Origin of the sequence: Pseudomonas fluorescens, from assembly GCF_000967965.1 — a bacterium.
GTDB lineage: Bacteria > Pseudomonadota > Gammaproteobacteria > Pseudomonadales > Pseudomonadaceae > Aquipseudomonas > Aquipseudomonas grandcourensis.
On record NZ_LACC01000017.1, the window covers coordinates 130,363 to 154,615 of the forward strand.

The 24,253-nt window shown below is 61.6% G+C and carries 20 protein-coding genes; 16 read left to right on the forward strand and 4 right to left on the reverse strand.

Going from position 1 to position 24,253, the window contains the following annotated elements; all coding sequences use genetic code 11:
- Positions 1–192: 192 nt before the first annotated feature.
- The 3 genes from ydcS to VC35_RS14820 form a co-directional block, all read right to left on the reverse strand.
- Entirely contained in the window at positions 193–1,344 is a 1,152-nt protein-coding gene (gene ydcS / locus VC35_RS14810) for a putative ABC transporter substrate-binding protein YdcS (RefSeq protein WP_046041056.1), read from the reverse strand.
- 84 nt (positions 1,345–1,428) lie between these two features.
- Positions 1,429–2,916, reverse strand: a complete 1,488-nt coding sequence (locus VC35_RS14815; RefSeq protein WP_080925318.1) for a gamma-aminobutyraldehyde dehydrogenase — start codon at positions 2,914–2,916, stop codon at positions 1,429–1,431.
- Positions 2,917–3,018: 102 nt separating this feature from the next.
- Positions 3,019–3,933, reverse strand: coding sequence for a LysR family transcriptional regulator (locus VC35_RS14820; protein ID WP_007975056.1), 915 nt, complete (start codon positions 3,931–3,933; stop codon positions 3,019–3,021).
- 194 nt (positions 3,934–4,127) lie between these two features.
- On the opposite strand from VC35_RS14820, the gene VC35_RS14825 reads away from it, so the two are divergent.
- From VC35_RS14825 to VC35_RS14905, 15 genes are all read left to right on the forward strand, one after another.
- Entirely contained in the window at positions 4,128–4,820 is a 693-nt protein-coding gene (locus VC35_RS14825) for a tellurite resistance TerB family protein (protein WP_046041060.1), read from the forward strand.
- Positions 4,821–5,144: 324 nt separating this feature from the next.
- Entirely contained in the window at positions 5,145–6,767 is a 1,623-nt protein-coding gene (locus VC35_RS14830) for a methyl-accepting chemotaxis protein (protein ID WP_046041062.1), read from the forward strand.
- Positions 6,767–7,303, forward strand: coding sequence for a chemotaxis protein CheW (locus tag VC35_RS14835; RefSeq protein ID WP_046041063.1), 537 nt, complete (start codon positions 6,767–6,769; stop codon positions 7,301–7,303). Before VC35_RS14830 ends, VC35_RS14835 begins: the two co-directional genes overlap by 1 nt.
- Positions 7,300–8,571, forward strand: a complete 1,272-nt coding sequence (locus VC35_RS14840) for a CheR family methyltransferase (RefSeq protein WP_046041064.1) — start codon at positions 7,300–7,302, stop codon at positions 8,569–8,571. Before VC35_RS14835 ends, VC35_RS14840 begins: the two co-directional genes overlap by 4 nt.
- Positions 8,568–9,248, forward strand: a complete 681-nt coding sequence (locus tag VC35_RS14845) for a chemotaxis protein CheW (RefSeq protein WP_046041065.1) — start codon at positions 8,568–8,570, stop codon at positions 9,246–9,248. The genes VC35_RS14840 and VC35_RS14845 overlap by 4 nt, the downstream gene beginning before the upstream one ends.
- Entirely contained in the window at positions 9,245–11,524 is a 2,280-nt protein-coding gene (locus VC35_RS14850; protein WP_046041067.1) for a hybrid sensor histidine kinase/response regulator, read from the forward strand. Before VC35_RS14845 ends, VC35_RS14850 begins: the two co-directional genes overlap by 4 nt.
- Positions 11,521–12,531: a chemotaxis response regulator protein-glutamate methylesterase gene (gene cheB / locus VC35_RS14855; RefSeq protein ID WP_046041068.1), complete on the forward strand. Its 1,011-nt coding sequence runs from the start codon at positions 11,521–11,523 to the stop codon at positions 12,529–12,531. Before VC35_RS14850 ends, cheB begins: the two co-directional genes overlap by 4 nt.
- A gap of 48 nt (positions 12,532–12,579) precedes the next feature.
- Positions 12,580–13,581: a response regulator gene (locus VC35_RS14860; RefSeq protein ID WP_046041070.1), complete on the forward strand. Its 1,002-nt coding sequence runs from the start codon at positions 12,580–12,582 to the stop codon at positions 13,579–13,581.
- A 319-nt stretch (positions 13,582–13,900) separates the two neighbouring features.
- A protein-coding gene (gene prfB / locus VC35_RS29540; protein WP_185754790.1) for a peptide chain release factor 2 occupies positions 13,901–14,996 on the forward strand; the annotation gives its coding sequence in 2 pieces (ribosomal slippage) (positions 13,901–13,972 and positions 13,974–14,996; 1,095 coding nt in all).
- 110 nt (positions 14,997–15,106) lie between these two features.
- Positions 15,107–16,609, forward strand: coding sequence for a lysine--tRNA ligase (gene lysS / locus VC35_RS14880; RefSeq protein WP_008051377.1), 1,503 nt, complete (start codon positions 15,107–15,109; stop codon positions 16,607–16,609).
- Between the two features lie 98 nt (positions 16,610–16,707).
- Positions 16,708–17,424 (forward strand): TetR/AcrR family transcriptional regulator, encoded by a 717-nt coding sequence (locus VC35_RS14885; RefSeq protein WP_046041074.1) that lies wholly within the window; start codon positions 16,708–16,710, stop codon positions 17,422–17,424.
- Between the two features lie 139 nt (positions 17,425–17,563).
- Positions 17,564–18,118, forward strand: a complete 555-nt coding sequence (locus tag VC35_RS14890) for a hypothetical protein (RefSeq protein WP_046041075.1) — start codon at positions 17,564–17,566, stop codon at positions 18,116–18,118.
- Between the two features lie 32 nt (positions 18,119–18,150).
- Complete coding sequence (locus tag VC35_RS14895; RefSeq protein ID WP_046041076.1) at positions 18,151–19,428, forward strand: flavohemoglobin expression-modulating QEGLA motif protein; 1,278 nt, start codon at positions 18,151–18,153, stop codon at positions 19,426–19,428.
- An 86-nt stretch (positions 19,429–19,514) separates the two neighbouring features.
- Entirely contained in the window at positions 19,515–20,429 is a 915-nt protein-coding gene (locus VC35_RS14900) for an alpha/beta hydrolase (protein WP_046041077.1), read from the forward strand.
- Positions 20,426–20,755: a PA3694 family proteiin gene (locus tag VC35_RS14905; RefSeq protein WP_046041078.1), complete on the forward strand. Its 330-nt coding sequence runs from the start codon at positions 20,426–20,428 to the stop codon at positions 20,753–20,755. The genes VC35_RS14900 and VC35_RS14905 overlap by 4 nt, the downstream gene beginning before the upstream one ends.
- Before the next feature lie 146 nt (positions 20,756–20,901).
- Here the strand turns inward: VC35_RS14905 and VC35_RS14910 are convergent, their stop codons facing one another.
- A complete protein-coding gene (locus VC35_RS14910) occupies positions 20,902–21,246 on the reverse strand; it encodes a hypothetical protein (protein WP_008051389.1) in 345 nt (114 codons plus the stop codon).
- Positions 21,247–21,448: 202 nt separating this feature from the next.
- Here VC35_RS14910 and ppc point away from each other — a divergent pair, with 202 nt between their 5' ends.
- Complete coding sequence (ppc, locus tag VC35_RS14915) at positions 21,449–24,079, forward strand: phosphoenolpyruvate carboxylase (RefSeq protein ID WP_046041079.1); 2,631 nt, start codon at positions 21,449–21,451, stop codon at positions 24,077–24,079.
- Positions 24,080–24,253: the final 174 nt, after the last annotated feature.

The following is a 24,253-nucleotide window of genomic DNA, read 5'->3' on the forward strand; positions in this document are numbered from 1 at the left end:
AAAAACAGTCATTCGAAAATCAGCTTTGCTTCTTGAAAAGCGTCGATCACATAAAGTCGTTTCGGGAGCGTAGCGAGCGGCGATTAGCCGTGTCCGGCCAGCGCGCAGCCCCCGGAGCGTACGTCAGTACGTGAGGAGGCGAGCACTGCCCGGGCGCGGCTGGTCGACGCGCAGTAGCTACCGGAATGACTTTTACCTGCCGCCCATGATCGCGATGTAGTCCTGGGTCCAGCGGCTGTACGGCACGAACTTGCCGCCTTCAGCCTGCGGGGTTTTCCAGAAGGCGATCTTGTCGAACTGGTCGAATCCGTTGGTCTTGCAACCTTCGGCGCCGAGCAACTCGCTTTCTTTGCACGCCGCCGGAACCGCTGGCAACGAGCCGAACCACGCTGCTACGTCACCCTGGACTTTCGGTTGCAGCGACCAGTCCATCCACTTGTAGGCGCAGTTCGGGTGCTTGGCCTCGGCGTGCATCATGGTGGTGTCGGCCCAACCGGTGGCGCCTTCTTTCGGAATGGTCGAGGCGATTGGCTGCTTCTCGTTCATCAGGCCGTTGACCTGATACGGCCAGGCACCGGAGGCAACCACGCCTTCGTTCTTGAAGTCGCTCATTTGTACAGTGGTGTCGTGCCAGTAGCGGTGGATCAACGGCTGCTGGGCGCGCAGCAAGTCGAGCACGGCCTTGTACTGGGCTTCGGTCAGTTCGTACGGATTCTGGATGCCCAGTTCCGGCTTGGCGGTCTTCAGGTACAGCGCCGCGTCGGCGATGTAGATCGGGCCGTCATAGGCCTGCACGCGGCCCTTGTTCGGCTTGCCGTCCGGCAGGTTTTCCGCGTTGAACAGCACGCCCCAGCTGGTGGGCGCGGTCTTGAACACGTTGGTGTTGTACATCAGCACGTTCGGGCCCCACTGATACGGGGTGCCGTAGGTCTGCTTGTTGACCACGTACCACGGTCCATCCTTGAGGCGCGGGTCGAGGTTTTTCCAGTTCGGGATCAACGCGGTGTTGATCGGCTGCACACGCTTGCCGACGATCAGGCGCAGGGACGCATCGCCGGACGCGGTGACCAGGTCGTAACCGCCCTTGGCCATCAGGCTGACCATTTCATCGGAGGTGGCCGCGGTCTTGACGTTGACCTTGCAGCCGGTTTCTTTCTCGAAACCGGTCACCCAGTCGTAGGCCTTGTCACTCTCGCCACGTTCGATGTAGCCGGGCCAGGCCACAATATCCAGTTGTCCTTCGCCCGCCCCGACAGCTTTGAGCGGCTCGGCGGCCTGGACACTTGCGCTGGCCAGCAGCGCGGTGGTGATTGCACTGAGCAGTGCGGTCTTGTGCACGAACATTGGAATTCCCTCTTCTTTAATTATGGTCGGGGCAGTGTTTTGAACGTGGTGAAGCATGCCGTTGGCGGCTTGTTATTAGCGTAGTCAGAGATGTTCGCCATGGCGGGCCATGATGTGCCGCACCACGCTGTAGTCCTGAAGCGAATCGCTGGACAGGTCTTTGCCGTAGCCCGAACGTTTCAGGCCGCCATGGGGCATTTCGCTGACCAGCATGAAGTGGCTGTTGATCCAGGTGCAGCCGTACTGCAAGCGCGCCGCGACCTGCATGGCCTTGTCGAGGTTCTGCGTCCAGACCGACGAGGCCAGGCCGTATTCCGAATCGTTCGCCCAGTCCACCGCTTGTTCCAGCTCTTCGAAGCGGGTCACGGTGACCACCGGCCCGAACACTTCGCGCTGGACGATCTCGTCACTTTGCTTGCAGCCAGCCAGCAGGGTCGGCTGGTAATAGAAGCCGGCGCCGGAATGCACCGCCGCGCCGGTCACCCGCTCGATGTGCGGCTGGCCGAGGGCGCGCTCGACAAAACTGGCCACGCGGTCACGTTGGCGGGTGCTGATCAGCGGGCCGATTTCGTTGTCTGCGTCGCGTTTGCCGGCGAAGCGCAGGCTGCTGACGGCCGCGCCGAGCTCGGCCACCAGACGGTCATGAATCCCGGCCTGGGCGTAAACGCGGCAAGCGGCGGTGCAATCCTGTCCGGCGTTGTAGTAGCCGTAGGTGCGTACGCCTTCGACCACGGCCTGAATGTCGGCATCGTTGCAGACGATCACCGGAGCCTTGCCGCCGAGTTCGAGGTGGGTGCGTTTGAGTGTCTTCGATGCGGCCTGGAGAATCTTTTGGCCGGTGACGATATCGCCGGTCAGCGACACCATGCGGATCTTCGGATGGCTTACCAGATGGCTGCCGACACCTTCGCCGCCACCGCAAACGATGTTGATTACACCGCGCGGCAGGATCTCGGCCAGCGCCGGGGCCAGGGCCAGGATCGACAGCGGCGTGTGTTCGGACGGCTTGAACACCAAGGTGTTGCCGGCGGCGAGGGCCGGGGCGATTTTCCACGCGGCCATCATGATCGGGTAGTTCCACGGCGCAATCGACGCCACGACCCCGATAGGATCGCGACGGACCATGCTGGTGTAACCCGGCAGGTATTCGCCGCTGAGCTGGCCGGTCTGGCAACGCACGGCACCGGCGAAGAAGCGGAACACGTCGACCGTGGCACTCAGGTCATCCTGACGGGCCAGGTGCAACGGCTTGCCGCAGTTCATGGATTCGAGGCGTGCCAGCAGGTCGGCATTCTTTTCGATGGCGTTGGCGATCTCCAGCAACAGGTTCGAACGCTGTTGTGGCGTGGTCCGCGACCAACCGGCAAAGGCACGATGGGCGGCGAGGATGGCGGCTTCGACCTGCTCGGTGCTGGCTTCGGCGATCTGCGTGACGACTTCGCCGGTAGCCGGGTTGAGAATCGGCTCGACGCAGCCTTGACCGGCGACTAATTCACCATCAATCAACAATGCGGTGAACAACGGGGTCTGCGCGCCAGCCATTTTTCGGGTTCTCTTTTCTTGTGTGGCCATGGTGTTCCCAGTAATTGGGGCCCGGCCGTCTTATATAGATGTAACAAGACTAGTTCGCAGACCCGAGGACAACAAATACCAAATACTGAAGGTGGCGTTCGATTAAATAGATGGCTTGCGCCCGCCGTGGGGTTGCTCGCGGGCGACCGTGAGGAAGGGGTCTACCAGCGCCGGCCGCGCGGTGCCGCGACGCCAGGCCAGGCCGACATCCAGGGTCTGGCTGAGGTCGGCGATCGGCCGCGCTTCGATGATGTCGCCCTCCAGTGACCACGGGCGATACGTCATGTCGGGCTGGATCGATACGCCCAAACCGGCGGCCACCAGGCTTCGCACCGCTTCGGTCGAGGCGGTGCGCAGGGTGATGCGCGGTTGCAAGGAGGCTGCCGACCACATGCGCTGGGCGTTGCGGTCCATTTCATCGACGTTCAGTTGAATCAATGGCTCGCGGGCAACGTCGGCGAGGTTGATGCTGTCGTGTTCCAGCAGCGGATGCTGGGCCGGCAGCCATAGCCGGTGCGGCGAGTGGGTCAGCACTTCGGTCTGCAGGGCGTGGCGGTCTTCGAGGTTGGACAGGATCAACACGCCGACATCGATCTCGCCACTGACCAGCAAATGCTCGATGTACGGGCGCTCATCTTCCATCACGCGGATTTCCACGTTGGGGTAGGCGCGCTGGAAGCGGGTGAGCAAATCCGCCAGGTAGTAACCGGCCACCAGGCTGGTCACGCCGACGATCAGTTGCCCGGCGACCTGGTCGGTGCTCTGTTGCAGGCTGCGCTTGGCGTTATCCACGGTGGCCAGGATCAAGTGCGCCTGACGCAGGAATTGATGCCCCTGGTGGGTCAGGGTCATGCCTTTGGCGTGGCGGCTGAACAGGCTGACGCCGATTTCCTCCTCCAGTTGCTGGATCGCCAGGGTCAGGGTCGACTGGGAAATGAACGCGGTTTGCGCGGCGGCCGAGATCGAGCCGGTCTCGGCCACGGCGATGAAGTGACGGATCTGACGCAAGGTCATCATGGGAAAGTACCCGGTGGGCTGTTTTTATCGATTGGCGAGAGTGTATATCTTTTTTTCTGATAGGCCGGCGCGAGCGGCAATGGGCGCATTGAGGGAATGCAACATCCGGAAGCACTCTCGCCCACGGGACGTTGGCACTTTCGATCTAGGCTGGTGGCCTTGGTTTCAGGTTAAACGTCTTGTGGAGGCGGTAAATGAACACCCGTGGATTGCTCGATCAACTACTCAAGTCCGGCCAGGACCTGTTGCAGAACAAGGCCGGTAGCTCACAGCAAAAGGGTGCGAGCGGCGGCACCAGTGCCCTCGGCAGCTTGCTCTCCGGCGCGAGTGGCGGGGCATTGGCGGCAGGCGCCATGGGCTTGCTGCTCGGCAGCAAAAAGGCCCGTAAAGTCGGGGGCAAGGTCGCGGTCTACGGCGGTCTCGCCGCGTTGGGCGTGCTGGCTTATAAAGCCTACGGTAACTGGCAGGCGCAGCAGGGCGGTGCGGCCGGTACGGAACCGCAAACCCTGGACCGCGTGCCGGCCGCGCAAGTCGAGCTACACAGTCAGGCGATTCTCAGGGCGCTGGTGGCGGCGGCCAAGGCTGACGGTCATGTCGATGAGCGTGAGCGTGCCTTGATCGAAGGCGAATTCACCCGGCTCGACAGCGACCAGGAGCTGCAACACTGGCTGCACACCGAGCTCAACAAGCCACTGGACCCGAGCGATGTCGCCCGCGCCGCCCGCTCCCCGGAAATCGCCGCCGAGATGTACATCGCCAGCGTGATGATGGTGGACGAGGAAAACTTCATGGAGAAGGCCTACCTCGATGAGCTGGCGCGCCAGCTCAAGCTGGAGCCGGGGTTGAAGGCCGAGCTGGAGAAGCAGGTTCGCCAGGCTTCCCTGTAAACCTTCAGACTGCATTCGCGAACAGGCTCGCTCCCACACGGGATCTTCAGTGATCACAGTTTCTGTGTACGCTAGATATTCAATGTGGGAGCGAGCTTGCTCGCGATGGCGTTTTCGGCCACAACACCTCCCCAATGACCATTGCATGGTCCCTTTCTGCCCAATCACCCCAGGCACCCATCCCCTTCATTAGCGGACAGTCCCAACCCAGAGCCCATCGCGCCTTTTTTCAACGGGATGAGAAGCGGTGCGCACCGTCTTATAAATGAAACACCGCCCTCGGCTATACTCCCCGCATTTCGAATCAGGCCCCGAGGATTGACTGTGAAGAACTGGACGTTACGCCAACGCATTTTGGCGAGCTTTGCGGTAATTATCGCCATCATGTTGCTGATGGTGGTCCTCTCCTATTCGCGATTGCTGAGGATCGAAGAGAGCGAAGCCAGCGTGCGGGACGACGCTTTGCCGGGGGTTTATTACAGCTCGATGATTCGCAGCGCTTGGGTCGACACTTTCCTGCAGACTCAGGAATTGCTCGGATTGAAAGAAGGGCAGGGCATCAGCAGCGAAGACGCTGCGGAATTCAAGGCTTTCGAAGCGCGTCTGCTGGAGCAGATAGGTAACTACCGCAACACCATCACGACCGATGAAGACAAGGTCGAGTTTGCCGCTTTCGAACAACGGCACGAGGAGTTCAGCAGGATTCTGACGGCAGTGCTCGATCTGCACAGCCGCAACCAGGAAGCCGAGGCCGTCAAGTTGTTCACCGAGCAACTGACCCCGGTCTGGACCGCAGGTCGCACGAAGCTCAACGAAATCCTCCGCGAAAACAAATTGGTGGCCGACCACGAAATGGCCGCCATCGACGACGCCGTGCTTTCGGCAAAAATCAGCATGGGCATTTCCCTGCTGGTGGCCGTCCTGGCTGCCGGCCTCTGCGGTTTGCTATTGATGCGCGCCATCATGGCGCCGATGAACCGCATCGTGAAAATCCTTGAAATCATGCGCACCGGCGACCTCAGCAGCCGCCTGAACCTGGAGCGCAAGGACGAATTCGGCGCGGTAGAGACCGGTTTCAACGACATGATGTCCGAGCTCACTTCTCTGGTGTCCCAGGCCCAGCGTTCGTCGGTGCAGGTGACCACGTCGGTGACCGAGATCGCCGCAACGTCCAAGCAGCAACAAGCCACCGCCACCGAAACTGCCGCCACCACCACGGAAATCGGTGCGACCTCCCGTGAGATCGCCGCCACTTCCCGGGATCTGGTGCGCACCATGACCGAGGTCTCCACCGCCGCCGATCAGGCTTCCGTGGCCGCCGGCTCCGGGCAGCAGGGCCTGGCGCGCATGGAAGAAACCATGCACTCGGTGATGGGCGCGGCCGATCTGGTCAACGCCAAGCTGGCGATCCTCAACGAGAAGGCCGGCAACATCAATCAGGTGGTGGTGACCATCGTCAAGGTCGCCGACCAGACCAACCTGTTGTCGCTCAACGCCGCCATCGAGGCCGAGAAGGCCGGGGAATACGGACGCGGTTTTGCCGTGGTCGCCACCGAAGTACGGCGCTTGGCGGACCAGACGGCCGTGGCCACCTACGACATCGAGCAAATGGTCCGCGAGATCCAGTCGGCGGTATCGGCCGGGGTCATGGGCATGGACAAGTTCTCCGAAGAGGTGCGTCGCGGCATGTCCGAGGTGCAGCAGGTCGGTGAGCAGTTGTCGCAGATCATCCATCAGGTCCAGGCGCTGGCACCGCGGGTGCTGATGGTCAACGAAGGCATGCAGGCCCAGGCCACCGGTGCCGAGCAGATAAACCACGCGCTGGTGCAGTTGGGTGATGCCAGCAGCCAGACCGTTGAGTCTTTGCGCCAGGCCAGTTTCGCCATCGATGAGCTGAGCCAGGTGGCCGTTGGGCTGCGCAGCGGCGTTTCGCGATTCAAAGTCTGATGAGCGAAATCACGGCCAAACGCTCTGCCGTGAAGCAGGCGCTGCAAGCCTTGTTTCTGGTGTTTCGCATCGGTAACGAACGCTATGCCTTGAAGGCTATCGAAGTGGCTGAAGTGCTGCCGCGCCTGCCGTTGAAGCCTGTTCCCCATGCGCCTGTATGGGTCGCCGGGGTGTTCGCCTATCGGGGCTCGGTGGTGCCAGTGATCGACTTGAGCGCACTGACCTTTGGCATGCCTGCACAGGCCCGTACCAGCACGCGACTGGTGCTGGTCAACTATCGCCCGGATGAAACCGCCGAGACGCAGCTGCTCGGACTGATTCTGGAGCAGGCGACTGACACCTTGCGCTGCGATCCGGCGGATTTTCAGCCCTACGGCCTGGACAATCGCCAGACGCCCTACCTCGGGCCGGTGCGCAAGGACGAGCAGGGCTTGCTGCAATGGGTGCGGGTCGGCGATCTGCTGGACGATCAGGTGCGCGCCTTGTTGTTTCCCTCGCCGCCTATGGATTCGGCGCTGCTGCAGGAGCGGCCATGAACAGCGACCAGCGTTTTTTCGACTTCCTCAAGGAAACTATCGGACTCGACGTGACCTCGGTGGGGCCTGCGATCATCGAGCGAGCGGTGCGCCAGCGCAGCATCGTTTCGCAAGCAGTCTCGGCCGATGAGTATTGGCGCACCTTACAGGGCTCGCGGGACGAGCAGCAGGCTTTGATCGAAGCGGTGATCGTTCCGGAAACCTGGTTTTTTCGTTATCCGGAATCCTTCGTCACCCTGGTGAAACTGGCTGGCAAGCGTCTGGCCGAGATCAACAACCTGCGCGCACTGCGGATTCTCAGCCTGCCGTGCTCCACCGGCGAAGAACCGTACTCGATCGCCATGGCGTTGCTCGATGCCGGGCTCAAACCGCACCAGTTCAAGGTCGATGGCCTGGACGTCAGCCCGTTATCAGTGGAAAGAGCCCGGCGGGCGTTGTACGGCAAGAATTCCTTTCGGGGTGACGACATTGCATTTCGCGACCGTCATTTCATTGCCGAAGGCGAGAGCTATCGCCTCGATCAGCGGGTGCTCGAGCAAGTGCGCCTGCAGGTTGGCAATCTGCTGGATCCGGCCTTGCTGGCCGGTGAACCGTCCTTTGATTTCGTGTTTTGTCGCAACCTGCTGATCTATTTCGACCAGCCGACCCAGAAGCAGGTCTTCGAAGTGCTCAAGTGCCTGACCCATGTAGACGGCGTGCTGTTTATCGGGCCGGCCGAAGGCAGTCTGCTGGGGCGTTTGGGGATGCGCTCGATCGGCATCCCGCAGTCCTTTGCGTTCAGTCGACAGGGCACTGCGGACCCTGAACCCTTGCCGGCATTCGTTCCAGCGCCATTGCCAGTGCCGCAACCGCTGCGCAATCCGCCGCCTGCGCCAGTGCGCAGCCGTCCGTTTGTCCGGGTTGCGCCGCTGCGGCCTGCACCTGCAATCTCCGGCGCCGACACTGCCGCGCTGCTGGCCAATATCGCCGTGCTGGCCGATGAAGGCAAAAGCGCCGAGGCGCGAGCGGCGTGTGAAAGCTATTTGCGCAGCCATGAGCCGGTGGCCCAGGTCTTTTATTGGCTGGGACTGCTCAGCGATGTGGCCGGCAATACCCTTGAAGCCCAGGGTTTTTATCGCAAGGCGTTGTACCTCGAACCGCAACATCCCGAAGCGTTGATGCACCTTGCCGGGTTGCTGCAGGCCCAGGGCGACGCGATGGGAGCCAGACGATTGCAGGAGCGTGCCGCCCGCAGCGCACGTTTCGCCGACAGTGAGCGTAAACGATGATTGCCTCCGACACCTTTAGCGTCACCCGGGATGCCCAGGCCATCGACGATTGCTGGAACCGCATCGGTATCCACGGCGACAAGTCCTGCCCGCTACTCAGCGAGCATATTCATTGCCGCAATTGTGCGGTGTATTCGGCGGCCGCCACACGCTTGCTCGATCGCTATGCGTTGCAGCAGGAAGATCGCGGGATCGTGTCCGTTGCGCTAGAAAACGAGGTGAAAACCCGCTCGCTGTTGATGTTCCGTCTGGGTGAAGAGTGGCTGGGGCTCGCGACCCGAAGCCTGGTAGAGGTGGCGCCGCTGCAAGCGATTCACTCTTTGCCGCATCAACGTTCCCGGGCCTTGCTCGGCGTGGCGAATGTGCGCGGCGCGCTGGTCGCCTGCCTGTCGCTGGTGGAGTTGCTGGGGCTCGACAGCACTGGCAACGCGGTGTCCGGCACGCGGGTCATGCCACGCATGTTGATCATCGCCGCCGATGGCGGGCCGGTGGTGGTGCCGGTGGATGAGGTCGACGGGATTCACGCCATCGACGAGCGCATTCTCGATAGCGCATCGCGCTCGGGTGCCCAGGCCAGTGCCAAATACACCCGTGGCGTGTTGCAATTCAAAGGTCGCAGCCTGCGTTGGCTGGATGAAGAACAGCTGCTGTCCGCCGTGACCCGGAGTCTCACATGACCCCCGAGCAAATGCGCGACGCCTCTCTGCTGGAGCTGTTCAGCCTGGAGGCCGAAGCCCAGACCCAGGTCTTGAGCGCCGGCCTGCTGGCGCTTGAGCGCGACCCGACCCAGGCCGATCAACTTGAATCGTGCATGCGCGCTGCGCACTCGCTCAAGGGCGCGGCGCGGATCGTCGGTGTCGACGCCGGGGTCAGCGTCTCCCATGTGATGGAAGATTGCCTGGTCAGTGCCCAGGAACGCCGCCTGTTGCTGCGCCCCGAGCACATCGATGCGTTGCTGCAAGGCACTGATTTGCTGATGCGTATCGCCACGCCGAATAACAACCCGGAGGCCGCGGACATCGAGGTCTACGTGGCGTTGATGGCGCGATTGCTGGACCCGACGGCCCCGCTGGTTGCGCCTTCCGCACCGGTGATGGCCGAACTTCAGCTCGAAGCGCCGTCGCCAAGGGTCGAGCCGCCGGTGCCTGCCGTCGAACCGCCATCGGCGCCGACCCCGCGCAAGACCAAACGCACCACCGAAAACGGCGAGCGAGTGCTGCGTGTTACCGCCGAGCGCCTGAACAGCCTGCTCGATCTGTCGAGCAAATCCCTGGTGGAAACCCTGCGGCTCAAACCGCACCTGGCGACCATGCAGCGACTCAAGCGCATGCAGAGCAACAGCCTGCGCGCACTGGAGAATCTCAATGTGCATCTCAAGGATCACGCCTTGAGCCTGGAGGCCCAGGAAGCCCTTGAGGATGCGCGGCGGCTGCTCGCGCAATCCCAGCAATTGCTCATTGAAAAGAACGCCGAACTCGATGAGTTCGCCTGGCATGCCAGCCAGCGGGCGCAAGTGTTATACGACACGGCGCTGGCCTGTCGCATGCGGCCGTTTGCCGATGTGCTGACCGGGCAAGTGCGGATGGTCCGGGATCTGGGGCGCGATCTGGGCAAACAGGTGCGGCTGGAGATTGAAGGCGAAAAGACCCAGGTCGATCGCGACGTACTGGAAAAGCTCGAAGCGCCGCTGACTCACCTGTTGCGCAACGCGGTCGACCACGGCATCGAGACCCCGGAGCAACGCCTGCTGGCGGGCAAGCCGGCGGAAGGTTTGATTCGCCTGCGCGCGTCTCATCAGGCCGGTTTGCTGGTGCTTGAACTGAGCGATGACGGTAACGGCGTGGACCTGGAAAAGGTCCGTCGCAGCATCGTTGAACGAAGTTTGTCGCCCGCGCAAACCGCCGCGCAGTTGAGCGAAGAGGAATTGCTGACGTTCCTGTTCCTGCCCGGTTTCAGTCTGCGGGACACGGTCACCGAGGTGTCCGGTCGCGGCGTCGGCCTGGATGCGGTGCAGCACATGGTCCGGCAGTTGCGCGGCGCGGTGGTGCTGGAGCAGACGGCGGGCGAGGGCAGTCGTTTCCACCTCGAGGTACCGCTGACCCTGTCGGTGGTGCGCAGCCTTGTGGTGGAAGTCGGCGACGAAGCCTATGCCTTCCCGCTGGCGCACATTGAGCGCATGTGCGACCTGGAGCCGGCGGATATCGTGCAGGTCGAAGGCCGCCAGCATTTCTGGCACGAAGGCCGGCATGTCGGCCTGGTGGCGGCCAGTCAGTTGTTGCAACGTCCGGCCAGCCAGAACAGCGGGCAAACCCTGAAGGTCGTGGTGATTCGCGAGCGCGATGCGATCTACGGCGTGGCCGTGGAGCGGTTTATCGGTGAGCGGACCTTGGTGGTGCTGCCGCTGGATGAGCGTCTGGGCAAGGTGCAAGACATTTCCGCCGGGGCCCTGCTCGACGACGGCTCGGTGGTGCTGATCGTCGACGTCGAAGACATGCTGCGTTCGGTGGATAAGCTGCTCAACACCGGTCGCCTGGAGCGCATTGCCCGCCACAGCAATCAGGTGGTCGAGGCGGCCCGCAAACGAATTCTGGTGGTGGATGATTCCCTGACCGTGCGAGAGTTGCAGCGTAAGCTGTTGCTCAATCGCGGCTACGACGTGGCGGTTGCGGTGGACGGCATGGACGGCTGGAACGCGCTGCGTTCGGAGGATTTCGATCTGCTGATCACCGACATTGATATGCCGCGCATGGACGGTATCGAATTGGTCACGCTGCTGCGTCGGGACAATCGCCTGCAATCGCTGCCGGTGATGGTGGTGTCCTACAAGGATCGTGAAGAGGACCGGCGCCGTGGACTGGATGCCGGGGCCGACTATTATCTAGCCAAGGCCAGTTTTCATGACGACGCCTTGCTCGATGCAGTGGTTGAGCTCATTGGAGGAGCGCGGGCATGAGGATCGCAATCGTCAACGACATGCCCATGGCGGTGGAGGCCCTGCGCCGCGCCCTGGCATTCGAGCCGGCCCACGAGGTGGTCTGGGTCGCCGGCAATGGTGCCGAAGCGGTGCGCCAGTGCGCGCTGGACACGCCGGACCTGATTCTGATGGACCTGATCATGCCGGTAATGGATGGCGTCGAGGCTACGCGGCGGATCATGGCCGAGACCCCCTGTGCCATCGTCATCGTCACCGTGGATCGCCAGCAGAACGTGCACCGGGTGTTCGAGGCCATGGGCCACGGTGCGCTGGACGTGGTCGACACCCCGGCCCTCGGCGCCGGCAATGCCCAGGAAGCGGCCGCGCCGTTGTTGCGCAAGATCATGAACATCGTCTGGCTGATCGGCGACAAGGGCAACAGCCCGCGCTCGACGCCGGCACCGTTGCGCAGTTCGGGCTCTCGCCAGAGCCTGATCGCCATTGGCTCATCCGCGGGTGGGCCGGCAGCGCTGGAAGTCTTGCTCAAGGGACTGCCGCGTGATTTCTCTCCGGCCATCGTGCTGGTGCAGCACGTTGACCAGGTGTTTGCCGCCGGTATGGCCGAGTGGCTCGGCAGCGCCAGCGGCCTCGACGTGCGCCTGGCCCAGGAGGGCGAGCCGCCGCAAGGCGGCACGGTGTTGCTGGCCGGCACCAATCATCATATTCGCTTGCTCAAAAACGGCACGCTGGCCTACACCGCCGAACCGGTCAACGAGATCTACCGGCCCTCCATCGATGTGTTCTTCGAGAGCGTGGCCAGTTACTGGAATGGCGACGCCGTAGGAGTTTTGCTTACAGGCATGGGGCGTGATGGCGCCCAAGGGCTTAAACTCATGCGCCAACAGGGCTACCTGACCATCGCACAAGACCAAAACAGCAGTGCGGTGTACGGCATGCCGAAGGCGGCCGCAGCCATCGACGCTGCCGTGGAGATTCGCCCGCTGGACAAGATAGCGCCACGATTGCTGGAGATTTTCGCCAAATGAGCACTTTTTCCCTCATTCCTGGCTCAGGTAGTACTCAGGTGACCGCACATGAATGAATTACAGCTCGACGACTTCAAGACCGACGAAAACGCCGCCATGGTGTTACTGGTGGACGATCAGGCCATGATCGGCGAAGCCGTGCGTCGTGGACTGTCGAACGAAGAGAACATCGATTTCCACTTCTGCGCCGATCCGCACCAGGCCATCGCCCACGCGGTGCGCATCAAGCCGACAGTGATCCTGCAGGATCTGGTCATGCCGGGGCTGGACGGTCTGAGCCTGGTGCGCGAGTACCGCAATCACCCGGCGACCAAGGACATTCCGATCATCGTCCTGTCGACCAAGGAAGATCCGCTGATCAAGAGCGCGGCCTTCGCCGCCGGGGCCAACGATTATCTGGTCAAGCTGCCGGACAACATCGAACTGGTCGCACGCATTCGCTATCACTCGCGCTCCTACATGACCCTGCTGCAACGGGACGCGGCGTACCGCGCGTTGCGCGTCAGTCAGCAGCAATTGCTCGACACCAACCTGGTGCTGCAACGCCTGATGAACTCCGATGGCCTGACGGGGTTGTCGAACCGTCGGCACTTCGATGAATACATGGAGCTGGAGTGGCGCCGTTCGCTGCGTGAGCAGAGCCAGTTGTCGTTGCTGATGATCGACGTGGACTATTTCAAGGCCTACAACGACAGCTTCGGCCACCTGGAAGGCGATGAAGCCCTGCGCAAGGTCGCCACGGCGATCAAGGACGCCAGCGCCCGTCCTTCGGACTTGCCGGCCCGCTACGGCGGCGAAGAGTTTGCTCTGGTACTGCCCAACACCTCCCAGGGCGGTGCACGGCTGGTGGCCGAGAAGCTGCGCCAGACCGTGGCCGCCCTGAAGATCCCGCATACCTCGCCAACCGAAGGTTCGAGCCTGACCATCAGCATCGGCCTGTCGACCATCACGCCGAAAGCGGGCAGCAACTGCCGTGATCTGATTTCAGCGGCGGACAAGGGGCTGTATTCGGCGAAGAACAATGGGCGTAATCAGGTGGGGGTCGAGTAACGCTCGACCTGATGGTGATGAACCTGTGGCGAGGGGGCTTGTCGGATCGCCGCACCGCCCCGATTGGGTCGCGAAGCGGCCCCAAAACCGCCGCCTATGTCTGCCAGACATACCGCATTGACTGGTTTTACGACTGCTTCGCAGCCGAACGGGGGCAAGCCCCCTCGCCACAGGTGGGTGGTGACTGCTTGATTTGCAGTTGGCAGGTGGCCGCTGACTGAAACCATTCGCCGGTAAACCCGCCATGCGGGCTGCCGGGGGCGCTTGATTACGGTATACTCGCCGGCTTTCAAAAGTTCGCCAACGAGTGCTGCCCGTCATGGAAATCAACCCGATCCTGAACACCATCAAGGACCTGTCCGAGCGCTCCGAAACTATTCGGGGGTATCTTTGACTACGATCAAAAGCATGAGCGTCTGACCGAAGTCAATCGCGAGCTTGAAGATCCGAGTGTCTGGAACAAACCTGAATACGCCCAGGAACTGGGCCGTGAGCGCGCTGCGCTGGCGCAGATCGTCGATACCCTGGACGAATTGAACACCGGTCTGGCCGATTGCCGCGACCTGCTGGACATGGCCGTCGAAGAAAACGACGAAGGCGCAGTGGGCGATGTCGTCGCCGAACTGGCCCGTCTCGAGGAAAGTCTGGCCAAGCTGGAATTCCGCCGCATGTTCAGCCATGAAATGGACCCGAACAACGCCTACCTGGACATCCAGGCCGGTTCCGGCGGCACCGAAGCCCAGGACTGGGCCAACATTCTGCTGCGCATGTACCTGCGCTGGGCCGACAAACGCGGTTTCGACGCGACCATCATGGAACTGTCCGCCGGTGAAGTCGCCGGGATCAAGGGCGCGACCGTGCACATCAAGGGCGAATACGCGTTTGGCTGGTTGCGGACCGAGATCGGCGTGCACCGTCTGGTGCGCAAGAGCCCGTTCGATTCCGGCAACCGTCGCCACACCTCGTTCTCCGCGGTGTTCGTCTCGCCTGAGATCGATGACAAGGTGGAAATCGAAATCAACCCGGCAGACTTGCGGATCGACACCTATCGTTCCTCGGGTGCCGGTGGTCAGCACGTAAACACCACCGACTCGGCCGTACGTATCACCCACGTACCGACCAACACCGTGGTCAGCTGCCAGAACGAACGTTCCCAGCACGCCAACAAAGACACCGCCATGAAAATGCTGCGGGCCAGGTTGTACGAGCAGGAAATACAGAAGCGCAACGCGGCGTCCCAGGCGCTGGAAGACACCAAGTCCGATATCGGCTGGGGTCATCAGATCCGTTCGTACGTGCTCGATGCCTCGCGGATCAAGGATCTGCGTACCAACATTGAACGCAGCGACTGTGACAAGGTGCTCGATGGCGACATCGACGAATACCTGGAAGCGAGCCTGAAGTCCGGGCTGTAAGCAATGCAATACAGGATCGGCTGACTCAGCGCGATCCTTGTAGGAGCGGGCTTGCCCGCGATCCCCAGCCGCAGGCTGGGGACAACGAACCTGATGGAATTTTTAAAGACATGAGCGACCTAGAACTCGACCCGCAAGCCCTGCAACAGGAAGAAAACTCCCTGATCGCCCTGCGCAAGGAAAAGCTTGCTGCCGAGCGCGCCAAGGGCAATGCCTTCCCGAACGACTTCCGCCGCGAAAACTACTGCGAACAACTGCAGAAACAGTACGCGGACAAGACCAAGGAAGAGCTGGCAGAGGCTGCGATCCCGGTCAAGGTTGCCGGTCGTATCATGCTCAACCGTGGCTCGTTCATGGTGATCCAGGACATGACCGGTCGCATCCAGGTCTACGTCAACCGCAAGACCCTGTCCGAAGAAACCCTGGCCGCGGTGAAAACCTGGGACATGGGCGACATCATTGCCGCCGAAGGCACCCTGGCCCGTTCCGGCAAGGGTGACCTGTACGTTGAAATGACCAACGTGCGCCTGCTGACCAAATCCCTGCGCCCGCTGCCGGACAAGCACCACGGCCTGACCGACACCGAACAGCGCTACCGCCAGCGCTACGTTGACCTGATCGTCAACGAAGACGTGCGCCAGACGTTCCGCGTGCGTTCGCAAGTCATCGCGCACATCCGCAGCTTCCTGATGAAGCGTGACTTCCTGGAAGTGGAAACGCCGATGCTGCAGACCATTCCTGGCGGCGCGGCAGCCAAGCCGTTCGAAACCCATCACAATGCGCTGGACATGGGCATGTTCCTGCGTATCGCGCCGGAGCTGTACCTCAAGCGCCTTGTTGTTGGCGGCTTCGAGAAAGTGTTCGAGATCAACCGCAACTTCCGTAACGAAGGCGTTTCGACTCGTCACAACCCTGAATTCACCATGTTGGAGTTCTACCAGGCCTACGCCGACTACGAAGACAACATGGACCTGACCGAAGAACTGTTCCGCGAACTGGCGCAGCTGGTTCTGGGCAGCACCGACGTGCCGTACGGCGACAAGGTGTTCCACTTCGGCGAGCCGTTCGTGCGTCTGTCGGTGTTCGACTCGATCCTCAAGTACAACCCCGAGCTGACCGCTGACGACCTGAACGACATCGACAAGGCTCGTGCCATCGCGAAGAAGGCCGGCGCCAAGGTGCTGGGCTTCGAAGGCCTGGGCAAGCTGCAGGTGATGATTTTCGAAGAGCTGGTCGAGCACAAGCTGGAACAGCCGCACTTCATTACCCAGTACCCGTTCGAAGTGTCGCCGCTGGCCCGTCGTAACGACGACAACCCGAACGTCACCGACCGTTTCGAGCTGTTCATCGGTGGTCGCGAAATCGCCAACGCCTACTCCGAGTTGAACGACGCGGAAGACCAGGCCGAGCGCTTCATGGCCCAGGTGGCCGACAAGGACGCCGGCGACGACGAAGCCATGCACTACGACGCTGACTTCGTTCGTGCGCTGGAGTACGGCATGCCGCCAACGGCGGGTGAAGGCATCGGTATCGACCGTCTGGTGATGCTGCTGACCAACTCCCCGTCGATCCGCGACGTGATCCTGTTCCCGCACATGCGGCCGCAAGCGTAAGTGTTTCAATTAAAAAGCCGCCTTTGAGGCGGCTTTTTATTGCCTGTCTGGTACAAACGTATCAACTTGTTACTTTCATCTGAGAGGAAATACCTGTCGTGATTCGTGCAATGGCTCAAGAAGGTGCAGCGGGTATCGCCACAGCGGTCGCTGAAAGCGTTCAGTACCAGGGCCGCAAGGCCAGCCGACAGGGCAGCGAACAGCGACGACAGGAAATCCTGGATGCCGCCATGCGCATTGTCGTGCGTGACGGCGTACGGGCCGTACGGCACCGTGCGGTGGCTGCCGAGGCACAAGTGCCGTTGTCGGCGACCACTTACTATTTCAAGGATATCGATGACCTGCTCACCGATACATTCGCCCAATATGTGGAACGCAGTGCGGCGTACATGGGCAAACTGTGGGTAAACAACGAGGGCCTGCTGCGCGAGATGATCGACAGTGGTGATGGCAGCCCGCAGGCGCGCTCGAAGCTGGCGGACGACATTGCACGGCTGATGACCGATTACGTTCACCGGCAACTGGTCAATCGCCGCGAACATTTGATGGCCGAGCAGGCGTTCCGTCAGGAGGCATTGCTCAACCCGCGCCTGGCCGAACTGGTGCGCTCGCATCAGCAAATCCTGTTGCAGGGCTCTTGCCAGCTGTTCCAGGTGTTGGGCTCGCGCGAGCCGCATCAGGATGCCAAGGTGTTGACGGCGATAATCGGCCGGATGGAATATCAGGGCCTGCTCAATGTAGACGAGCCCGCCGCCGAAGAGGAAATGCTCGGCATCCTGACGCGCTACATGCACCTGGTGCTGGCGTCGGTGTGATTCCGGGCGGAGTTATCCCTGTAGGAGCGAGCCTGCTCGCGAAGGCGGCTTAACATTCAACATAGAGGTTGTCTGGCACACCCTCATCGCGAGCAGGCTCGCTCCTACAGGTCAGCGGTATGTTCATAGGGAGTTTTGAATGAAAGCCTGGCGTGTCGTTGTGATCGCCTTGTCGTTCCTGCTGCTCAGTGGCTGTCTGGTGGCCTTCAAGGAACCGCTGCCTGCAAGCGAACCCGCGCCCAAGGGATTGCTCGGCAAATGGACCAGCACCAATGCCTGGGGCGAGCCGCTCAACCTCGAGCTGACCCGTATCGGCGACAACCGCTATCAGGCCGTCAGCTATTACCGGGCCAGACCCAAGGAGCGGGAGGCCTATCCCTTTACAGTGACGCGCCATGGCAACCGCTGGTACCTGTCGGCGAAGGTGCCGGCGCAGTTCGGCGGGCACTTCACCCTGGCCGGTTTTGAGCTGACCGACAAACATGAGTTGGTGGTCTACAACCTCGACCTCGACCAGATCAACCAGGCCATCAAGCAAAAAGCCCTGAGCGGCGAAAGCTTCCAGACTCACGACGGCGATGGCGTATTGATTGACAACCACATGGATCAAGTCACCGCCTATCTCGACGACCCGGCCAATTCCGATGTGTTCGTCGAAGCCGTACGCTACCAGCGTCAGGCCAAAGCCAAATAAGCAGCACCAACAGGTTTCTACAGGAGTTTCGGGTGGACGATTACCAACAGTCGATACGCATTTTGTCCGATCGCATCGTGCTGGCGCAGACACCGATCCGTGTCCTCGATGCGGTCAAGTGGGACGACAACATTCGTAAGGGTTTCCTCAAGGCCAAGGGCAAGGAAATGCCGGCGGTGGATCGCGACTACTATCTCAACCGGCCGCTGGCGTTCGACTCCAGCAAAGTGAAGCTGGAGTTTCAGAACATCGAGCGCGACATCACCCGCCAGCTCGGCCAGTTCAACCCGGTCGGCCAGATCATGCGCCGCATGTGCAAGGAATACCGCATGGTGGTGCGCATGCTCGAAGCGCGCGGCACCGAGGATTTCGGCCTGATTTCCCAGGAGTTGTACGGCGCCGCGTCCGACGCGTTCCACGCCGGTGACCCGACGCTGTCCGACCTGAGCATGATGTTGTCCGAATACCTGAACAACATCGACGGCCGTGGCGACCTCAAGGATGAGCCGAAGACATTGACCGCCAAAGATGCCGTCAATCTGCTGCAACACCGCTTGAACAAGGTGTTCGGCGAGGCCGAGGAAACCATCCGGGTGTTCGAGTCCGACGGCATCGTCGCCGATGCGGCGGCGGGTGCCGACTACATCAAGATCCGCGCCGACGCGATGTTCAACGACCGCGACGTGCGGGCACTGGAAGTTCATGAAGGGCTGGTGCATGTCGGCACCACGCTCAATGGCCTGAACCAGCCGATCTGCACCTTCCTCGCCAAGGGCCCGCCCTCGTCGACGGTGACCCAGGAAGGCCTGGCGATCCTGATGGAAATCATCACCTTCGCCTCGTACCCGAGCCGCCTGCGCAAACTCACCAACCGCACCCGCGCCATTCACATGGTGGAGGAGGGCGCCGACTTCCTGCAGGTGTTCGAGTTCTTCCGTGAGCAAGGCTTCGAAATGCCCGAGAGCTACAGCAACGCCAGTCGCGTTTTCCGCGGCTCGGTGCCGACAGGTCTGCCATTTACCAAAGACTTGTCCTACCTCAAGGGCTTCATCATGATTTACAACTACATTCAGCTGGCTGTGCGCAAAGGCAAGCTGGAGCAGATACCGCTGTTGTTCTGCGGCAAGACCACCCTGGAAGACATGCGTACCTTGCGCCAGTTGGTGGACGAAGGCCTGGTAGTGCCGCCCAAGTACCTGCCGGAACAGTTCCGCGACATGAACGCGTTGTCGGCGTGGATGTGCTTCTCCAACTTCCTCAACCACCTGAGCCTGGACCGGATCGAGGCGGATTACTCCAACATCCTGTAATCCTGGTGATATTCCCTGTAGGGCCTGGCAAGCCAGCTCCTACAGGGAGACGCATTCCAATGCCATTTTTCGCGAGGTTTCAACGGATGAGAATCCTCGGCATTTTCTGCCTTCTCCTGGTCTTGAGCGGTTGCAGCTCACTGTTGTTCTACCCCGAACCCGGCCAGTTGTTCACCCCGGAAAAGGCCGGGCTCGAATACCGCACCGTCACCCTGATCACCGCCGATGGCCTCAAGCTGAATGCCTGGTGGCTGCCGGCGAAGCAGGGTGTCGAGGTCAAAGGCACGGTGTTGCACCTGCACGGCAACGGCGGAAATCTGCCCATGCACCTCGGCGGGAGCTTTTGGTTGCCGAAAAATGGTTACCAGGTGTTGCTTGTGGACTATCGCGGTTATGGCCTGTCCGAAGGCGAGCCAAGCCTGCCGGCGATCTATCAGGACATCGACGCGGCCTACAAATGGCTCGACCAGGCGCCGGAGGTCAAAGGCAAGCCGCTGATCCTGCTCGGCCAGAGCCTCGGTGGCTCGATGGCCGTGCATTATCTGGTTCAGCACCCGGAACGGCAGAAACAACTGAAGGCTATTGTCCTCGACGGTGTGCCCGCCAGTTACCGAAGCATCGGTCAGTTTGCCCTGAGCAATTCGTGGATGACCTGGCCGTTCCAGGTGCCGTTGTCGTGGCTGGTGCCGGACGGCGACAGCGCGATCAACTCCATGGCGCAGCTTAAAGATGTGCCGAAACTGCTCTACCACAGCATCGACGATCCGATCGTGCCTCTTTCCAACGGCATCCGACTGTATCAAGCTGCGCCGCCGCCACGGGTGCTGCAACTGACCCGTGGCGGTCATGTGCAGACGTTCGCCGACCCGGTCTGGCGCAAGGTCATGCTGCGTTATCTCGATGATCCGCAGCATTTCAACGGCCTGCGCCGCCTGGGTGAAATCCCCAACTACCCGGCACCCCCGAATTCAGAAGATGAACCACCAGAGAGTCCGCAATGAGTGAAGAACGTAACGCCATCCCGCTGATCATCACCGGTATCTGCAGCATCCTCGGCACCGTCGGTGCCCTGTGGTGGTACGGCTACCTGCACTTCGCCAAGCCTGAGGATGCGTTGCTGCTCAACGAATTCACCATGCTCAAGACCGTGCCGGGTGAAGACTACAAAGTCTCACTGGAACCGGCCGCCCAAGTGGCGCAGTGCATCGATGGCGTGCTGGTGCTGTTCGACATGGAACAAAAAGGTCTGACCGGCGTGTTGGTCGACAGCAAGAAAAAAGCCGTGCGCTGCATGGGGCAGGAGACGCCGCAGAAGCTGGAGCAGTAACCCGGTTCTAACTAACAACAACGATCCAATGTGGGAGCGGGCTTGCTCGCGAATGAGGTTTAACATTCAACAATAATGTTGACTGATACACCGCTTTCGTCGGAACGCCGCCCGGAGCAAGCCCGCTCCCACAGGTTCTGTGGAAATCAGTGTTTCTGTTTGTCGTCCGGCACCGACAAATCGTGCAAATGCCGACGGGACAGCGCCAGAAAGCGCGGGGTCGGCCCGATGTCTTCGTACAGCGGATCGCCTTCTTCATCGGTGGCGACCACGGTCGTGCCTTTGACGTACGGGAAGCTTCTTTCCAGTTCTTCCAGTGCGGCGCCGATCAGATCGCCGAGCAGTTCTTCGGGATGCCGCTTGGGGTACATCTCGACGAGCGCAGCCAGCCGTGCGGCAGACTCCACGTCCAGATGAATCGAGTAGCCGGTGTCGGTCAGGCGACCCTTGGCGTTTTCTTCCCAGTGGTGGGCAAGCTCGCGGATTTTCATATTGACCTCATTGCGCTCCCGCTCGTGGCAGGCAGAGTGAGTGTCCGGCACTGGCCGGTGACAACCGTTGTACGGCTTACCGTTCAGACTAGCCTCAACAGGCAGGGTTTACAGGCCCTTCGTCGTCTTGCTTGTAAGAACCTGTCTGGGGCGGCACTCTCTTGTTTCTTAGCCGCCCGGATTTTTTGCTGGAGACCTGCTGATGACCGATATTGATGCACGCTTGCGCGAGGACGTTCACCTGTTGGGTGAGCTGTTGGGCAACACCATTCGTGAGCAATATGGCGACGGTTTTCTCGACAAGATCGAGCAGATCCGCAAGGGCGCCAAGGCTGACCGACGCGGCTCCATGGACGCCGAACTCAGCGCCAGCCTCAACCAGCTGAGCGAAGACGAGTTGCTGCCGGTGGCGCGGGCGTTCAACCAGTTCCTCAACCTGGCCAACATCGCCGAGCAATATCAGTTGATTCACCGTCGCGAGGAATCCCGGGAGGCGCCGTTCGAAGCCCGGGTGCTGCCGGAGTTGCTCGCGCGCCTGCGCGCCGAGGGGCATGGCGCCGACGCGCTGGCCCGGCAATTGGGTCGGCTGGAGATCGAGCTGGTACTCACGGCGCATCCCACCGAAGTTGCACGCCGCACGCTGATCCAGAAGTACGACGCCATCGCCGCGCAACTGGCGGCTCAGGATCACCGTGACCTGACCAGTACCGAGCGCGAGCAGATCAAGACCACCTTGCAACGCCTGATCGCCGAAGCCTGGCATACCGAGGAAATCCGCCGCACGCGCCCTACGCCGGTGGACGAAGCCAAGTGGGGGTTCGCGGTGATCGAGCATTCGCTGTGGCAGGCCATTCCCAATTATCTGCGCAAGGCCGATCAGGCCCTGCACGCTGCCACCGGCCTGCGCCTGCCACTGGAGGCTGCACCGATTCGCTTTGCCTCGTGGATGGGCGGCGACCGCGACGGCAACCCGAACGTGACGGCGGTGGTGACCCGAGAAGTTTTACTGTTGGCGCGCTGGATGGCGGCCGATTTGTACCTGCGCGATGTCGATCGCCTGGCCGCCGAGCTGTCGATGCAGCAGGCCAGCGATGAATTGAAGGCCAAGGCGGGAGACAGCGCCGAACCGTACCGGGCAGTGCTCAAGCAGCTGCGCGATCGCTTGCGGGCAACGCGTAACTGGGCACACGCTGCGTTGTCGACACCAACACCGGCACCGATCGATGTACTGCAAGACAACCGCGAACTGCTCGATCCACTGGAGCTTTGCTACCGCTCCTTGCACGAGTGCGGCATGGGCGTGATCGCCGACGGGCCGTTGCTCGATTGCCTGCGCCGGGCAGTGACATTCGGTCTGTTCCTGGTTCGTCTGGATGTACGCCAGGACTCGTCGCGGCACACCGCCGCGATGACCGAAATCACCGACTACCTCGGCCTGGGTCGCTACGAGGACTGGAGCGAGGAAGAGCGCATCGCCTTCCTGATGCGCGAATTGAGCAATCGTCGGCCCTTGTTGCCGACGTACTTCAAACCTTCCGCCGACACCGCCGAGGTGCTGGCGACCTGCCGGGAAATCGCCGCTGCGCCGTCGGCATCCCTCGGTTCCTATGTGATTTCCATGGCCGGTGCGGCTTCCGATGTACTCGCCGTGCAATTGCTGCTCAAAGAGTCCGGCGTGCTGCGGCCGATGCGCGTGGTACCGCTGTTCGAAACCCTGGCCGACCTCGACAACGCGGGGCCGGTGATCGAGAAGCTGCTGCTGTTGCCGGGCTATCGCGCGCGCCTGCAAGGGCCGCAGGAAGTGATGATCGGCTACTCGGATTCGGCCAAGGACGCCGGCACCACCGCGGCGGCCTGGGCGCAGTACCGGGCGCAGGAGCGGCTGGTGGATATCTGCCGTTCGCACGACGTCGAACTGCTGTTGTTCCATGGTCGTGGTGGCACCGTGGGGCGAGGCGGTGGCCCGGCCCACGCGGCGATCCTGTCGCAGCCACCGGGTTCGGTGGCGGGGCGTTTCCGCACTACCGAACAGGGCGAAATGATTCGATTCAAGTTCGGTCTGCCGGACATCGCCGAGCAAAACCTCAATCTGTACCTGGCCGCCGTGCTGGAGGCGACCTTGCTGCCTCCGCCGCCACCTACACCCGAGTGGCGCCATTTGATGGACGAGCTGGCCGCAGACGGTGTCAGTGCCTACCGCGCCGTGGTGCGGGAAAACCCGCAGTTCGTGGAGTATTTCCGCCAGTCCACGCCGGAGCAGGAACTCGGTCGTTTGCCGCTGGGCAGTCGTCCGGCCAAGCGCCGGGCCGGGGGGATCGAAAGCCTGCGGGCGATTCCATGGATCTTCGGCTGGACCCAGACGCGCCTGATGCTGCCGGCCTGGCTGGGTTGGGAGGCGGCCCTGAGCAAGGCGCTGGAACGTGGCGAAGGTGAGCTGCTGGGGCAAATGCGCGAGCAGTGGCCGTTCTTCCGCACCCGCATCGATATGCTGGAAATGGTCCTGGCCAAGGCCGATGCCGACATTGCACAGTCCTACGATGAGCGTCTGGTGGAGCCGAAACTGTTGCCATTGGGTGCGCACTTACGCGACCTATTGTCGCAGGCGTGCACCATCGTTCTGGGCCTGACCGGGCAGTCGCAGCTGCTGGCACATAGCCCAGCGACCCTTGAGTTCATCCGCTTGCGCAACACCTACCTCGACCCGCTTCATCTATTGCAGGCCGAGTTGCTGGCCCGTTCAAGAGTGCAGGACGTGGCGCAGGGCAGCCCGGTAGAACAGGCCTTGCTGGTGTCTGTGGCGGGGATTGCCGCCGGTTTGCGTAACACCGGCTAAGGTTTTTGCCGTGGGATCAGGCATCCGGCAGGTGAGCCGGATGCCGCCGTTTGACGGGTGCAAAAGTGCTGTCAGGCGACAGTTAATGATGGGGTTGCGACTTGGGAAACTGCGCGCAATGGTCGCAAGAGGCAGCGGTTTCTCCGACTTTTGGCGTCTTGTGTGGGCGCAGCC